This window comes from Spirillospora sp. NPDC047418 (genome assembly GCF_040643275.1).
Lineage (GTDB): Bacteria > Actinomycetota > Actinomycetes > Streptosporangiales > Streptosporangiaceae > Spirillospora.
Map to the genome: position 1 here is coordinate 38650 of NZ_JBEYTW010000057.1, position 14734 is coordinate 53383.

Below are 14734 nucleotides of genomic sequence, written 5' to 3' on the forward strand. Positions count from 1 at the left end.
AGTTCGAATCAGTTCGAAGATACGGCGGCGGCCCGCCCGGCGCGGCGGCCGAAGAACGTGCCGTCGCCCAGCGACGTCCCGCTGATGTAGCCCTCGCCGTGGATGCCGGACGCCGTGCGCCCCGCCGCGTACAAACCAGGGATCGGCTCGCCGGAGTTGTTGCGGACCTCGCCGTCCACGGTCGTGTCCAGGCCGCCGAGCGTGAACCCGCCCGCGCCCGTCCCGGCGCCGTGCTTGCCCGCGCCGAAGAACCCGTCGCGCGGGTCGATCGCCGCGAACGGCCCCTTCAGCGGACGCACCCACTTGGCGTCCTTGTGGAAGTAGGGGTCCTCGCCCTTCTCCGCGTACCGGTTGTAGGTCTCGACGGTCGCCTCCAGCGAACCGGACGGCAGGCCGAGGGACTCCTCCAGCTCCGCGAGCGTCTCCGCCGCGTGCGTGGGCCGGACGCCCCACATGTCGGCCTCGGCGATCTCGTCGTGCCCGGCCTCGTCGATGATCGCCCAGTAGGGACCGGGCTGGTGCTGGACGGCCTGGTGGCTGAACAGGCCCGGGTAGACGTCCTCGTTGATGAAGCGGCGGCCGAGGCCGTCCACGAGCATGCCCCGGCAGATGACGGCGGGGTTGGCGGTGAGCGCGATCTCGACCGTCGCCATGCGGCGGGTCGCGGCGCCGGCCGCGGTCGCCATCCGGATGCCGGAGCCGTCGCTCGTCCCGTCGCTGACCTTGTCGTGCCCGAGCAGCACCGGGGCGTGGTCGGCGAGCATCTCCTCGTTGTCGACGAACCCGCCGGAGGTCAGGATGACGCCCCGCCGCGCCCGGTAGGTCACCGTCTCGGAGAACTTGCGCGCGACGACGCCGACGGCACGGCCGCCGCCGTCCACGACGAGGTTCGTGGCGTAGGTGTCCGGATGGACGGCAGCCCCCACCTCGGCGGCGGCCTCGATCAGCTTCTCCATCAGGATCTTGCCGGCGAACATCGGCGTTTCCGGGCGGTGCCCGCGCGGAGCGGGGCGAGCGATCTCGTTGTACGGCCAGGCGTTCTCACCGAGCCACATCAGGCCGTCCTCGGTGTACGGCATCCAGCCCGGCGCGTCGAACAGCGTCTCCTTGAACGGGACGCCGCGCGCGCGGAACCACTCGAAGTGCTCCACGCTCCCGTCGCAGTACAGCCGCAGCTTCTCCTCGTTGACGTGCGGGCCGAGCGCCGCCTTGAGGAAGGCGAACATGTCGTCCGGCGTGTCGTCGAAGCCGCACGCCTTCTGCACCTGCGTGCCGCCGCCGAGGTACAGCTCCCCGCCCGACTGCGCGGACGTCCCGCCGGGGCCGCTCGACCGCTCCAGGACGAGCACGTCCGCGCCCGCCGCCGCGGCCTCGTACGCCGCGGCGGCACCGGCCGCCCCGTAGCCGACCACCAGTACGTCGCACTCGTGGTCGAACTCCGCGTCAGCGGCGGCGACCGGTTCCACCGAAGGCTTCGCCACCGGCGTCAGCCCTTCTTCTGCGGGGTGAACGCGGCCAGCGGCTCCGAGCCCGACCAGTCGTGGCCCCAGTAGCTGTCCTTGGTGATCTCTTCGGCGGTGTAGTACGTCTCGTCGACGAGCAGGCCCTCGCAGCCGTACTCGATGTCCCAGCCGCCGGGGGCCCGGACGTAGAACGACACCATCTTGTCGTTGGTGTGCCGGCCCAGCGTGGACGAGATCGAGAAGCCCTTCGCCTTGACGCTGTCGAGCGCGATGCCGACCGCGTCCAGGCTGTCGACCTCGACCATCAGGTGGACGAGGCCCGGGTCGCCGTCGTGCGGGGCCGGGCAGACCGCGAGGCTGTGGTGCCGCTGGTTGACGCCCATGAAGCGGATCCGGACGGCGCCGCCGCCGACCTTCATCGCGCCGCGCGGCAGGAACCCGAGGACCTCGTTGTAGAACGTGACGTTCTCGGCGAAGTTCGGGGTCGGCAGGACGACGTGGCCCATGCCCATCGCGCCGGTGACGAACTTCTGCGCGAAGCCGGTGCGCAGGGGGCTGTGGTCGAGCACCGGGCCGAAGAACACCTCGACGGGGGTGCCGCCCGGGTCGGTGAACGCGATGACCTCTTCGGCGTCGCGCTCGGCGGCCTCCTTGGCGGACAGCGCCGTGACGGCCGTCCCGGACTTCTCCACGGCCTCGCGGACGGCGGCCAGCGCGAACTGGTCGCGGACCTCCCAGCCGACGGCGAGCACCCGGTCGCTGTCGCCCGGCAGCAGCTGCAGGCGGGACCGGCGCTCGTCCATGCGCAGGTAGAGGCCGTCGGGGTCCGGGCCGCTGCCCTCGGCGAACCCGAGCCCTTCGAGGGCGAACTCGCGCCAGCGGTCGATGTGGCGGGTCTGGACCTTCAGATAACCCAGCCCTCGGATCTGCGTCACTGTCCTCGATCCCTTCGGTGTCGCGGCCCGCGCGGCGGCGGTCCACGCGCGGTCCATGCTCAACCTGCCAAACCGCGTGGTGCCCCGCCGGGACCTTCCCGCTCAGTGAGAGTCGCGCGGCGGTCCCGGGCGGACGTCCGGCGAGGATCGTGGGATGACAGCAATGAGGCCGGTCGCGCTGGTGACCGGGGCGAGCCGGGGAATCGGCCGGCGGACGGCGCTCGCGCTGGCCGCCGCGGGGCACGACGTCGCGTTCACCGCGCGGACCGTCGCGGAGGGCGAGGGCCGGATCCCGCCGCGGCACGGCACGGCGGCGGCGATCCCCGTCCCGGGCAGCCTGGCGCGGACGACGGCGGAGATCGAGGCGCTCGGCGTGCGGGCACTGCCCGTCCAGATGGACCTGCTCGACCGGGCGAGCGTGCGGGCCGCCGCGCACACCGTCCTGGACGCGTGGGGCCGGGTGGACGTCCTGGTCAACAACGCGGTCGCGCACATCGCGGGCACCCATGAACGCTTCCTCGACCTGGACGTGGACGTCGCCGGGCAACTGGCCGCCGGCAACTACCTCAACCAGATCGTCCTGCTCCAGGCCGTCGTCCCGGCGATGGTGGCGCAGGGCGGCGGGACGATCGTGAACCTGTGCTCCGGGTCGGCCACCAGTGACCCGCCGGGACCGCCCGGCGAGGGCGGCTGGGGCGTCGCGTACTCGGCGTCCAAGGCGGCCTTCGGACGGCTCGCCGGCGCGATCAACGCCGAGTACCGCGAACACGGGATCCGCGCGTTCAATCTCGACCCCGGCTTCGTGGTCACGGACGCGGGCGCCGCGCGCGGCGGCCTCGACTCCCTGAAGGAGAAGGGCTTCGAGCCGACCCCTGAGGAGGCCCCGGGAGCAGCCGTGGTCTGGCTGGTCACCCACCCGGAGGCGGAGAAGTTCCTAGGCCGCGTGATCTGGACGCCCAAACTCGTCCAAGACCTGTCCCTACTCCGTTGATCTGCGGCGTGTTGTTGTTATGGAGGCGCTCATAACAACAACACGCCGCAGGTCAACGGGAAGGTGGGGGTTAGATCATGGAGCGCATTGGGCCCTGGGGGGGCTCTATGTCCAGGTCTGTCAGGGCGCTCACGTGGTAGACCGAGCCTGGGACGTGGATCGCGTGGGCCAGGCCGACGTGCGCGTCGCGCCAGAAGCGCTGGATCGGGTTGTCGTTGCGCATCGCGTTGCCGCCCGACCGGACCACGATCTCGTTCATCGCCTGCGCGGCCCGCCACGCGGCGCGCACCTGGGTGCGGCGGCCGGCGGCGCGCTCGGCGAACGTCGGGACGTGTCCGGCGGCGACCATGTCGTACATGCGCGAGCAGTTGTCGAGCAGCGCCGTCCGGGACGCCTTGATCTCCTCGGCGGCCTCGCTGATCGCGTACAGCACGTACGGGTCGTCCTTGATCTTGGTGCCGGTGATCTGGACGCGGTTGCGCTGGTAGGCGAGGTGGTGGTGCAGGGCGCCCTCGGCGATGCCGATCACCGCGGAGGTGATGCCGAGCGGGAACACGCAGGAGAACGGCATCAGGTAGGACGGGTTGGTCAGCCCGGCCTCGCGGGGCGCGGAGCCGTCCACGACCTTGGAGTACTCCAGCGTCCGGTACGTCGGGACGAAGGCGTCCTTGACGATGATGTCCTTGCTGCCGGTGCCCTTGAGCCCGGCGACGTCCCACGAGTCCTCGACGATCTCGTAGTCGGAGCGCGGCAGGATGAGGTGCAGCGACCGCGGCGGCATCGCCATCTTGCCGTCCTCGTCGCCGAGCATCCCGCCGAGGAAGATCCAGTCGCAGTGGTCGGTGCCGGAGGAGAACTGCCAGCGGCCGTTGAAGATGTAGCCGCCGTCGACCGGGCGGGCGATGCCCATCGGCGCGTACGGGGAGGCGATCCACGTGTCGGGGTCCTCGCCCCAGATCTCCTGGCGCACCTTCGGGTCGGCGTAGGCCATCTCCCACGGGTGGACGCCGACGATCCCGGCGATCCAGCCGGTGGAGCCGTCCAGGGACGCGACGCCCATCACCGTCTCGGCGAACTCGCGGGGGTGGACCTCCAGGCCGCCGTACTCCTTCGGCTGGAGCAGCCGGATCGCGCCGGACTCCCGCAGGATCGACGCGGCCTTGTCGTCCAGCCGGCCGAGCGCCTCGTTGGACGGCCCCAGCTCGCGGATCTGCTCCGCCCTCTCCATGATCGTGTCAAGCACGCGGTTCGCCATCGCCTGTCTCCCGTGATGTGGTTCAGCCGTCGTAGGTGATCTTCAGCCGGTCGGTGACCGGCCTCGCCTGACAGGCGAGGATGAGGCCGTCGGCGAGATCCTGCTCGTCGAGGACCGTGTTGGCGTCCAGGGTGACCTCGCCCTCCAGCCGGATGCAGGCGCAGGCCGAGCAGTTGCCCTCCCGGCAGGAGAACGGGGCGTCGACGCCGGCGCGCAGCAGCGCGTCGAGGAGCCGGTCGGACTTCGGCCAGGGGACGGTCCGCGTCTCGCCGTCCATCTCGACCTCGATCTCGCCCGCGTCGCCGGTGTCCTCGACGGCCTCCGGCTCCTCGAACGGGTCGCCCTCCAGCGAGAAGAAGCGCTCGACGTGGACGCGCATGCCGAGGCCGGTGAAGGTGTCGGTGACGAGGTCCATGAAGACCTCCGGCCCGCACACGAACGCCTGCCGCCCGGTGTAGGGCCCGGCCAGGGAGCGGAGCGTCGCCGGGGTCGGCAGCCCCTGCACCGACTCCAGGACGTGCACGACCGTGAGCCGGTCGGGGTGCGCCTCGGTCAGCGCCCGCAGCTCGTCGGCGAAGATCACCGACTTCTCGTCCCGGTTCGCGTAGAGCAGCGTCACCTTGCCGCTCCCGCCCGCCAGGCACGACTTCAGGATCGACATCACCGGGGTGATGCCGCTGCCGCCCGCGACGAGCAGCAGGTCGTCGTCCAGCGACGACGGCGTGAACGTGCCCGCCGGGCGCAGCACCTCCAGCACGTCGCCGGACGTGATGTTGTCGCAGATCCAGTTGGATCCGAGACCGCCCGCGACCCGCTTGACCGTGACCTTCAGCCGGTCGTCGGTGAGCGGCGAGCTGCACAGCGAGTAGCAGCGCGCCGCCCAGCCGTCCCCGGCCGGGACCCGGACGGTGAGGAACTGCCCGGGGCGGTAGCCGAACCGGTCCCGGTCGCCCTCGGCGGGTTCGAGGACGAGCGTGTGCGCGTCGGCCGTCTCCCGGACGACCTCCACCACCCGCGCCTTCAGAGCCGTCATGACCGCTCCGCGGCCTTCCCGGCGGCGTGCCGCGCCGCGATGTAGCCGAACACGATGGACGGGCCGATCGTCGCGCCGGGGCCGGCGTACTCGTTGCCCATCACCGAGGACGAGGAGTTGCCCGTCACGTACAGGCCGTCGATGGCCGTGCCGTCCTCGCGCAGGACCCGGGCGTGCTCGTCCGCCACGAGGCCGCCCTTGGTGCCGAGGTCGCCGACCTCCAGCCGGAACGCGTAGTACGGCGCCGTCTCCAGCGGGTCCAGGTTCGGGTTCTTCAGGTTGGGGTCGCCGTAGTAGCGGTCGTAGGCGGAGTCGCCGCGGCCGAACTCGGGGTCCTTGCCCGCGCGGGCGTACCCGTTGAACGTCTCGACGGTCTCGGCCAGCGCGTCCGCCGGGACGCCGATCTTGCCGGCCAGCTCGGCGAGCGAGTCCGCCTTGAACACGATGCCCTGGTCGTAGAACGCCTTCGGGATCGGCGCTCCCGGCAGGATCTGCGCGAACGGGTACCGGGCGCGGGACTTCGCGTCCATCACGAACCAGGCCGGGACGTGCCCGCCCTCCAGCTGGTCGTGGACGAAGTTGACGTAGGGGGCGGCCTCGTTGGTGAACCGCTTCCCCTCCTGCGACACGATGACCTGCCGCGGGATGGCCCGCTCGGACACCAGCGGGATCGTCGCCCCGGCCGGGTGCCGGACGGCGGGCATCCACCAGGCGTCGTCCATGAAGTCCAGGCCGGCGCCGAGGGCCTCGCCGGCGCGGATGCCGTCGCCGGTGTTCTCGCGGGCGCCCATCGCGAAGTCCTCCTGCCCTCCCTCGGGCAGGTACTTGTCGCGCATCTCCTGGTTGTGGTCGAAACCGCCCGTCGCGAGCAGGACGCCCTTGCGGGCGCGGATCCGCAGGGTGCCGCCGTCGCGCCGCGCGGCGACGATGCCGACGACGCGGCCGTCCTCGTCGGTGACCAGCTCGGCCATGGCGGTCTTCAGCCAGAGCGGGACCCCGGCGTCCTTCAGCGCCATCCGCAGCCGGGCGACGAGCGCCCGGCCGCCGGTCGACATGTGCCGGCGGCGGATCATGTTGGACGACACCCGCCACGCCGCGACGAGCGACGCGCGGCGGCCCGCCCAGGTGCGCTTGGCCATCGCGAGGTCGTGGTAGTCCTTCGCGGTGATCCACAGGCCCAGCGGGCCCTTCATGTTGTTCGGCCGCTGGTACTGCTCGTCCTCGCCGAGCTTGCGGGTGTCGAACGGCACGGCCTCGATGGAGCGGCCGAGCGGCCGGCCGCCCTCCAGTTCGGGGTGGTAGTCGGCGTAGCCCTTCGTCCAGAAGAACTTCACCCACTTGCTGCGGCCGATGAGCTCCATGGCGGCGGGGCCGTTGTCGACGTAGGCGTCGAGCCGCGCGGCGGGGACGCGTCCCTCGGTGAGCAGGTCGAGGTAGCGGCGGATCGACTCGCGGCTGTCGTCGTGGCCGCGCGCCTTCAGCGTCGGGTTGTTCGGGATCCAGATGCCGCCGCCGGACAGCGCCGTGGAGCCGCCGAACTTCTTGCCCTTCTCCACGATCAGCGCGGACAGGCCGGCGTCGTGCGCGGCCAGCCCGGCCGTCATCCCGCCGCCGCCGCTGCCGACGATGACGAGGTCGTACTCGTGGTCCCACTCCTGCGCGGCGTCGCTCATCCCTGCTCCTTGGTGGTCAGGAAGGCGAGGACGGCGCTCTCCCACGCGGCCTTCTGCTCGATCATCACCCAGTGCCCGCAGTTCGGGAAGATGTTCACCTGGACGTCCGGGATCGTCCGCATCGGGACGAGCGCCATGTCGACGGGGCTGACCCGGTCGTCCCGCCCCCAGGTGATGAGGGTCTTGGCCTTGAGCTTGTGGAGCATCGCCCAGTAGGGCGGCTCGTCGGACGCGGCCATCGCCTTCGCGCGGGCCGCCATCGCCTTCGACCCGTACATGCGGCGGGCGGCGGCGAGCGTGTCGGGGTCGGTGGCCTGCTGCCAGCGCTCCTCGATCAGCTCCTCCGTCACGACCTTGGGGTTGTAGACCATGGAGTTCAGCCACCGGACCAGGCGCTCGCGCGTCGGGTCGTCGGTGAACTCGGCCAGCAGCTTGATGCCCTCGCCGGGCGCCGGGCTGAACACGTTCCGGCCGATGCCGCCGATCGTGACGAGGCGGCCGATGCGGTCGGGATGCCGCAGCGCCACCTGGGTGGCGATGATGCCGCCCATCGAGTTCCCGATCACGTCGACCCGGTTCAGGTTCAGGCCGTCCAGGAAGCGGATGACGGCGCCGCCGGCGGCCATCATCGGGTGCTCGTCGGTCGGGTCGCTGACCCCGAACCCGGGGAACTCCAGGACCAGGCACCGGAAGTGCTCGGCGAACCGGGCGAGGTTGCCGCGGTAGTTGCGCCAGCCGGTGACGCCGGGACCGGACCCGTGCAGCAGCAGCAGGGGCGGGCCCTCGCCGGCCTCGTGGTAGCGCAGGACGCCCTGGTCGGTGGCGAGCTCCCGCAGCGTCGACTCGTAAGTCAGCTCGGCAGGCATGATCTCCCAGTCCTTCGACGGTGGCTTGACCGGAACGTAGATCCGGCCGGGGCAAGGTCACCCGGCGGATCCCGATCAGCGGGACGCGCGTGCCGGCCGTGCTCCGCGGAGCCGGTTCGGCGGGCGCTTCCACTCAACGGGACCGGTGCGCGCCGCCCGGCCGGGGCCTGCCTACGTTTCAGGCTCACCGGTGACTTGACCGGCGACGCGTCCGCACTGCTTATTGGACAGTGCCGCTTATTGGGCATTGTTGATGGACATGTTGTTGTTAGACAGGACGTTGCCCGACAGGGAGCTGCCCACGAGGGACGGCGTCCCGTACTGAGCCCCGAGGTGAACAGATGCCAGCCGAGCCCGCGCTCACCGCCGCCGACGGCCGCGCGCCCTCCGACGCCGCCGCCCCCGACCCGGCGGAGTTCCGCAGGGCGATGGCCGAGTTCGCCACCGGAGTCACCGTGATCACCGCCGCCGACGGCGGTGAGCCGGTCGGGTTCGCCTGCCAGTCGTTCGCGTCGGTGTCGCTGGAGCCGCCGCTGATCCTGTTCTGCGCGGACAAGCGCGGCCGGTCCTGGCCGCGGATCCGCTCCGCCGGGCACTTCTGCGTGAACGTCCTCGGCGAGGAGCAGCGGGAGCTGTGCGAGCGCTTCGGCTCCAGCCGGGGCGCCAAGTTCGAGGGGCTCGACTGGGGCGTCTCCACGTGGGGGGCGCCCGTGCTGCCGGACGTCCTGCTCGCCGTGCACGCGGTCGTCCACGACGTCCACGAAGCCGGCGACCACGAGGTCGTGATCGGGCGGGTCCTGGACGTGGAGCGGCACGACAGCCGGAACGGCGTGTGGCGCCGTCCGATGGTGTTCTTCCGCAGCCGGTTCGGCGTCGGCGAGCCGGACGCGCCCATCGCCCCGGACCCGTGGGGGCTCGGGGACCGGTGGGGCTGGGGCTGACCCGCCCCCGGCGGGGCGCGGCGTCACATCCAGGTGCCGCGTCCGTCGACGGCGAGCAGCCGGTTCATCGTCTCGGACGACCATGTCGACTCCTCGCTCGTCCGGCGGACGCCGCCGCGGCGGCGCGGGCGCCCGGTGCCGGGCGCCGACCCGGGGAAGAGGATCTGCGCGGTCTCGCGGGCCGCGGTGACGACCAGCGGCGCGACGTTCTCCAGCGGCGTGCGGATGTCGCCGACCAGTGAGATGCCGGCGACGGGCCCCTCGGCGCTGCGGATCGCGGCGGCCACGCAGGCGATGCCGGCGAACGACTCGCCGCGCTCGAACGCCAGGCCGCGGCGCTGCCGGATGCGGTGCAGCTCCTGGTGCAGCGTGCCCAGCTCGCCGATGGTGCGGCTGGTGAACCGGCTGATGTTCTCGCCGAGCAGCGCGTCGACCTGCTCGGGCTCCAGCCACGCCAGCATCGCCTTGCCGAGCGCGGTGCAGTGCGCGGGGGCCCGCCCGCCGACCCGCGACGGCACGGACGCGGCGAGCCGCCCGCCGAGCTTGTCCAGGTAGAAGACCTCGGCGCCGTCCAGGACGGCCAGGTGCGCGACGAGCCCGGTGGTGACCTGCAGCTCGTGCAGCAGCGGGGCCGCGGCCTCGCGGATCTTGCCGTGCCCGCCGTCCTGCCCGCCGAGGCCGAGGGCCCGCTGGCCGAGCCCGTAGCCGAACGAGTGGTGCGCCAGCCAGCGCTGCCGGACCAGCTGGTCCAGGATGCGGTGCGCGGTCGAGCGCGGCAGCCTCGTGCGGCGCGCGACGTCCTCCAGCGTGAGCCGGGCGGTCGGCCCGTTGAACGCGTCCAGGATCAGCGTCATCCGCTCGATCATCGACGGCGGCGACTCCTGCCGCGCCGTCCCCGGCGCCAGTGCGTCCGCCGTCAGCGCATCGGTCGTCACGGCCTCCGGCGCCGCTGCCCCGCGCACCATCGCCTCGGTCATCGCACCTCCCAGAATCCGACTGAAATGAATTCTTGTTACCTGGAATGTAGCAACCGCTTGCTGTCCTGTGAAGAGGGGCTGTATCTCCAGGTCAGCGGAGTCTAGGACGCTGGAACCGGTGCTCGGGGCGTCGCAGCGGTCGTGATAGAACGTTTTCCTGCCGACGAGGGGAGCAACGATGCGCATCGGGATCGTCACGCCGGTGGTGGCGCAGCCGCCGCCCGGCAACGCCGCCTGGGAGCGGGACGCGGGGATCGAGGAGATCGCGGCGATCGCCGAGACCGCCGACCGGCTCGGCTACCACCACGTCACCTGCAGCGAGCACGTCGCCGTGCCCGCCGAGGCCGCCGAGCAGCGCGGCGGCGTCTACTGGGACCCGCTCGCCACGTTCGGCTACCTCGCCGCCCGGACGTCCCGCGTCCGGCTCGCCACGCAGGTCCTCGTGCTCGGCTACCACCACCCCCTCGCGATCGCCAAGCGGTACGGGACGCTCGACCGGGTCAGCGGCGGCCGGCTGGTGCTCGGGCTCGGCGTCGGCAGCCTGGAGGAGGAGTTCGACCTGCTCGGCGCCCCGTTCGCCGGGCGCGGCGCCCGCGCCGACGACGCCCTGGCCGCCCTCCGGGCCTCGCTGGGGCGGCGGCTGCCCGAGTACCACGGCCCGCACTACGACTTCTCCGGCCTGGTGGTGGAGCCGCACGCCGTCCAGGAGCACGTCCCGCTGTGGATCGGCGGCCGCTCGGGACGGTCCCTGCGCCGCGCCCTGGCCGCCGACGGCTGGGTGCCGTTCGGCCTTCCGCTGAAGACCCTCGCCGAGATGCTGCGGGAGGCCGACGTTCCGGCGGGCTTCGACGTGGTCCTGGCGCCGTCGCGTCCGCTGGACCCGCTGGCCGACCCCGAGGCCGCAGGCACGGCCCTCACCAGGCTCCGCGACGCGGGCGCCACGATCGCCGGCGTGAAGTTCGCGTCCGCGTCCCCGGCGCACTACCGCGAGCAGTTGGCGGCCCTGCGCGACCTGGCCGGCGACTACGGCCTGACCTTCGAGGAGAAGCTGTGACCGTCGAATCCCGCCTCGCCGCCCTGGAAGAGCGCCTCCGCGCCCTGGAGGACGAGCGGGAGATCACCCGGCTGATCCTGTCCTACGGGCCCCTCGTCGACAGCGGCTGCGTCGGTGACGTCGCCGCTCTCTGGGAGCCCGACGGCGTCTACGACGTGGACGAGATCATGATGACCGGGCGGCCCGAGATCGAGGCGATGGTGCGCTCGTCCAACCACCAGCGCTGGATCGCCGGAGGCTGCGCCCACTTCGTCGGCCCGCCGCACGTCACCCTCGACGGCGACGAGGCCACCGCCGTCGGCTACACCCTCATGATCGTCAACCGGGACGGCTTCACCCTGCGCCGCGCCACCGCCAACCACTGGCACCTGCGCCGCACGGAGACCGGCTGGCGCGCCGTCAACCGCACCAACCGGGTCCTGGACGGCCGCGAGGAGTCCCCCGACCTCCTCGCCTCCCACTTCCCCGAGGCCACCCGCCACCGCTGACGGCGGGGCAGGCGGGTCAGGGGGTGGGGCCCCCGCCGGCGGGGCCGCTGCCCGCGGGGCCGCCGCCGGGGTGGCCGCCGCCGGGGTGGCCCCCGCCGGGGTGGCCGCCGCCGGGGTGGCCGCCGCCGAACCATTCGCCGGCGTGCGGGCGGGAGTCGGACGGGGCCATCGGGTGCGGCGCGGACGGCCGGGGCTCGTTGCGGCGGGCCTCCAGGCGCTCCTGGAGCGCGGCCTCGACGCGCAGCTCGTCCTCGTTCGGGGCCATCGCGATGATGATGAGCAGGATGGTCGCGACCGCGCCGACGCCGCCGACGAGGGGCAGGATGAAGTCGACGGCCTTGGCGCCGGTGGGCGCCATGTCGTGCGCGTGCAGGTGGACGCGCATGGCGGCCATGCCGGTGTAGTGCATGCCGGTCACCGCGACGCCCATGATCAGCGCGGCGCCGGCCGTCGCCCACATGCCGCGCACCGTCAGCGCGAACCAGAGCGCGGCGGTGGCCGCGACCACGGCGATCGCCACCGAGAGCACCACGAGGCCGGACTGGTAGCTCATGTCGGCGGCCATGTTCATGGCGGCCATGCCCATGTAGTGCATGCTCGCGACGCCCACGCCGGTGATCACTCCGCCGATGACGATCACCGGGGTGCCGCTGCCGGCGAAGCCGACGATGAACAGCCCGACCGCGACGACCGCGATCGCGATGAGGCAGCTCAGCAGGGTGAGCGGCACGTCGTAGCGGATCTCGGCGTGCGGGACGCTGAAGCCGAGCATCGCGATGAAGTGCATCACCCAGATGCCGGTGCCGCCGATGGCCAGCGCCGCGAGGCCCAGCCAGGAGGCCCGGGAGCGACCGGTCGAGGCCCGCGCCCGCGCCGTGCACATCAGCCCGAGCAGCGAGCCGATGAAGGACATGAGGTACGCGGCGACCGGAGTCACCAGGCCGTAGGAGAAGTGGTGGACTTCCGTCATAGTCGCCCCCGGAACGGTCCAAGTGTGATCGCCGCATCCTATCCCTGCTGATCAGCACGATTTGAACGCGGTTCTACTCTTTGGGCGAAAGATTCAGGGGGTGACGGCCATGGCGGCGAGGATCCGGGCGGCGAGGGCGCCGTCGCCGGTGACCTGGACGGTGACCGCGCCGGGGGCGCAGCGGCCCGCGGTCAGCCGGACGTAGGTCTCCCACTCCATGGCGAGTTCGGTGGTCGTGCCGCCGGGGGCCGCCGGGGCGCCGCGGCCGTCCGCGTCCACCTGGACGGCCGTGCGGAAGTCGGGCGGGCCGCTGATCGTGAAGGTCGCGGAGTCGCCGGGGGCGGCCTTGGCGCGGCGGGCGACGATCAGCGGCAGGGCGGGGCCGAACAGCTCCCAGAAGCAGTGCGCGGCCGGGGCGTCGAGGTTGCCGGGGCGGCCGGTCGCGCGGCGGACGTCCTGCTCGTGCGTCCAGCAGTCCATGGCGCGGACCATCATCAGGCGGGAGTAGGGGCCGTCCCGGCCGTCCGGCATCGTGACGACGCGGTCGGGGTCCAGGGCCGGGAGCTGGACGAGGCGGCGCTCCAGGGCGTCCGCGAGTTCCGCGGCGACCGCCGGCCCCGGGACGGGGCGGCGCACGTGCACCGCCGCCTCCAGCGACCGGCCGAAGTCGTTGCGGACGTGGTCGAAGTCGGGGACGTCGATCTCCGGCGCGGGATCGCCGAGGAGATCGAGCTCGATGCCCACCAGGTGGGACAGCTGGTCCTTGACCGTCCAGCCGGGGCACTCGGTGGGCCGGTCCCAGTCGTCGCCGGTGAGCGTGGCCGCGAGGGCGAGGGTCGACCGGACCGTCTGCTCGTAGGCGGCGGTGTTGGCGCGCATCGCGTCGTTCATATCGGCCCTCCATCTGCCGCCCGAGCCGCGCGGCCGGGCGTCGAACGCGTGGTGACGATGATGGCACAGCGGGCGTTTATCGCCGCCGCGGCGGCGCGCACCGAAATCGGGTATTGCCTATTGATCATTCCTAGGTGATCATGGGCAGGTGGCCGCGGCCGACCGGTAACCCAGGTTCTGGGAAAGGACGCCTGTCGTGATATTCGCTTCAGCAGGGCTCGTACTGGTCGGCGTCATCAGCGTGCTCAACCTGGCGATGCTCCTGATCATGCTCAGGCGGTGGCGGGAACTGGCGGAGGCGGCCGGCCCGCCCGCCGGCCGGGCCGCCGCCGTCCGGATGATCGACCGCATCCCGGCCTTCTCCGCCCGCGCCGTGGACGGCACCGCGGTGACCGAGCGGACCCTGCTCGGCCGGGAGACCCTGGTCGGCTTCTTCTCCCTGACCTGCAGGGCCTGCGCCGACTCCGTGCCGCTGTTCGCCGGGCACGCCGAGCGGCTGCGCGCCGGCGGGGGGATCTCGCTGGCGATCGTCCACGGGGACGGCGCGGCCGGCAGCGACCTGGCCGCGGCGCTGGGCGAGGTCATGGACCTCGTGATCGCCGAGGACGCGAATGCCGAACTGTCGCGCCGGTACGGCGCCAAGAATTATCCGACTTATGCCTGGTACGGAGCCGATGGAATGGTGACCTCGGCGGGCGCGGGCGTCGCAGCACTGCGTACCGAACTGGTCACTTCTTAGCGCGCTGGAAAAGCCGCTACCGAATGCCCCACGGGCACTCTCCGCCGCGATCCACCCATTCTCGGCGGTACCCGCCCGTGCGCGGAATCAGTCACCCCACCCCAAGGAGGAACCATGCTCCAAAGCGTGACCCGGCGCGTCACCCGCGCCATCGAGGTGATGCTCCCCACCACCACCGCCGACGCCATCTGCCCACCCGACTCCTGGCAGCAGTACAAGACCATCGGCGGTGTCTGCTTCGTGCGCACCTGCTCGACCAACGGCGCCTGCAAGGTCTACTGCGGCCTCTGGGGCAGCACCAACAAGAACAACTGCTGATGCCCCGCCGGCGGGCGTGACGCCCGCCCGACACCGGGGGGGGGGGGGCGGTCCCCGGGCCCGCCGCGGCCCGGGCGCCACGCGGCCCCCGCCCCCCCCCCCCCCCCCCCCCCCGGGGGGGGGGGGGGGGGGGGGGGCCG

At 72.4% G+C, this 14734-nt stretch carries 15 protein-coding genes; 6 read left to right on the forward strand and 9 right to left on the reverse strand.

Annotation, left to right across the window (positions count from 1 at the left end):
- Nucleotides 1-8: 8 nt before the first annotated feature.
- Nucleotides 9-1481, reverse strand: a complete 1473-nt coding sequence (locus ABZ806_RS29295; protein WP_500220638.1) for an FAD-dependent oxidoreductase — start codon at nucleotides 1479-1481, stop codon at nucleotides 9-11.
- 5 nt (nucleotides 1482-1486) lie between these two features.
- Nucleotides 1487-2398, reverse strand: a complete 912-nt coding sequence (locus tag ABZ806_RS29300; RefSeq protein WP_500220639.1) for a VOC family protein — start codon at nucleotides 2396-2398, stop codon at nucleotides 1487-1489.
- A gap of 154 nt (nucleotides 2399-2552) precedes the next feature.
- On the opposite strand from ABZ806_RS29300, the gene ABZ806_RS29305 reads away from it, so the two are divergent.
- Nucleotides 2553-3389: an SDR family NAD(P)-dependent oxidoreductase gene (locus ABZ806_RS29305; protein WP_500220640.1), complete on the forward strand. Its 837-nt coding sequence runs from the start codon at nucleotides 2553-2555 to the stop codon at nucleotides 3387-3389.
- Between the two features lie 70 nt (nucleotides 3390-3459).
- Here ABZ806_RS29305 and ABZ806_RS29310 read toward each other — a convergent pair whose 3' ends face one another.
- Genes ABZ806_RS29310 through ABZ806_RS29325 form a run of 4 tightly spaced genes read right to left on the reverse strand, consistent with a single transcriptional unit; the run spans nucleotide 3460 to nucleotide 8216 of the window.
- Nucleotides 3460-4644, reverse strand: coding sequence for an acyl-CoA dehydrogenase family protein (locus ABZ806_RS29310; RefSeq protein WP_500220641.1), 1185 nt, complete (start codon nucleotides 4642-4644; stop codon nucleotides 3460-3462).
- A 22-nt stretch (nucleotides 4645-4666) separates the two neighbouring features.
- Nucleotides 4667-5677, reverse strand: coding sequence for a 2Fe-2S iron-sulfur cluster-binding protein (locus tag ABZ806_RS29315; RefSeq protein ID WP_500220642.1), 1011 nt, complete (start codon nucleotides 5675-5677; stop codon nucleotides 4667-4669).
- Nucleotides 5674-7350 (reverse strand): FAD-binding protein, encoded by a 1677-nt coding sequence (locus tag ABZ806_RS29320; protein ID WP_500220643.1) that lies wholly within the window; start codon nucleotides 7348-7350, stop codon nucleotides 5674-5676. The genes ABZ806_RS29315 and ABZ806_RS29320 overlap by 4 nt, the downstream gene beginning before the upstream one ends.
- Nucleotides 7347-8216: an alpha/beta fold hydrolase gene (locus tag ABZ806_RS29325; RefSeq protein WP_500220644.1), complete on the reverse strand. Its 870-nt coding sequence runs from the start codon at nucleotides 8214-8216 to the stop codon at nucleotides 7347-7349. Before ABZ806_RS29325 ends, ABZ806_RS29320 begins: the two co-directional genes overlap by 4 nt.
- Before the next feature lie 341 nt (nucleotides 8217-8557).
- Between ABZ806_RS29325 and ABZ806_RS29330 the strand changes: the two genes are divergently transcribed.
- On the forward strand, nucleotides 8558-9157 hold the full coding sequence (locus tag ABZ806_RS29330) for a flavin reductase family protein (protein ID WP_500220645.1): 600 nt from the start codon (nucleotides 8558-8560) through the stop codon (nucleotides 9155-9157).
- A 23-nt stretch (nucleotides 9158-9180) separates the two neighbouring features.
- On the opposite strand, the gene ABZ806_RS29335 is transcribed toward ABZ806_RS29330, so the two are convergent.
- Nucleotides 9181-10134, reverse strand: a complete 954-nt coding sequence (locus tag ABZ806_RS29335; protein ID WP_500220646.1) for an IclR family transcriptional regulator — start codon at nucleotides 10132-10134, stop codon at nucleotides 9181-9183.
- A 178-nt stretch (nucleotides 10135-10312) separates the two neighbouring features.
- Between ABZ806_RS29335 and ABZ806_RS29340 the strand changes: the two genes are divergently transcribed.
- Entirely contained in the window at nucleotides 10313-11188 is an 876-nt protein-coding gene (locus tag ABZ806_RS29340; RefSeq protein ID WP_500220647.1) for a TIGR03619 family F420-dependent LLM class oxidoreductase, read from the forward strand.
- Nucleotides 11185-11676 carry a nuclear transport factor 2 family protein gene (locus ABZ806_RS29345; RefSeq protein ID WP_500220648.1) on the forward strand — a complete coding sequence of 164 codons (492 nt, stop codon included), beginning with the start codon at nucleotides 11185-11187 and terminating at the stop codon, nucleotides 11674-11676. Before ABZ806_RS29340 ends, ABZ806_RS29345 begins: the two co-directional genes overlap by 4 nt.
- A 16-nt stretch (nucleotides 11677-11692) precedes the next feature.
- On the opposite strand, the gene ABZ806_RS29350 is transcribed toward ABZ806_RS29345, so the two are convergent.
- Together ABZ806_RS29350 and ABZ806_RS29355 are read right to left on the reverse strand one after the other, a co-directional pair.
- Nucleotides 11693-12646: an MHYT domain-containing protein gene (locus ABZ806_RS29350; RefSeq protein ID WP_500220649.1), complete on the reverse strand. Its 954-nt coding sequence runs from the start codon at nucleotides 12644-12646 to the stop codon at nucleotides 11693-11695.
- Between the two features lie 93 nt (nucleotides 12647-12739).
- Nucleotides 12740-13537 carry a maleylpyruvate isomerase family mycothiol-dependent enzyme gene (locus ABZ806_RS29355; RefSeq protein ID WP_500220650.1) on the reverse strand — a complete coding sequence of 266 codons (798 nt, stop codon included), beginning with the start codon at nucleotides 13535-13537 and terminating at the stop codon, nucleotides 12740-12742.
- 196 nt (nucleotides 13538-13733) lie between these two features.
- Here ABZ806_RS29355 and ABZ806_RS29360 point away from each other — a divergent pair, with 196 nt between their 5' ends.
- Both ABZ806_RS29360 and ABZ806_RS29365 read left to right on the forward strand, forming a co-directional pair.
- Complete coding sequence (locus tag ABZ806_RS29360; protein WP_500220651.1) at nucleotides 13734-14276, forward strand: TlpA family protein disulfide reductase; 543 nt, start codon at nucleotides 13734-13736, stop codon at nucleotides 14274-14276.
- Nucleotides 14277-14390: 114 nt separating this feature from the next.
- Nucleotides 14391-14594, forward strand: coding sequence for a hypothetical protein (locus ABZ806_RS29365; RefSeq protein ID WP_500220652.1), 204 nt, complete (start codon nucleotides 14391-14393; stop codon nucleotides 14592-14594).
- The last annotated feature ends 140 nt before the right edge of the window (nucleotides 14595-14734 follow it).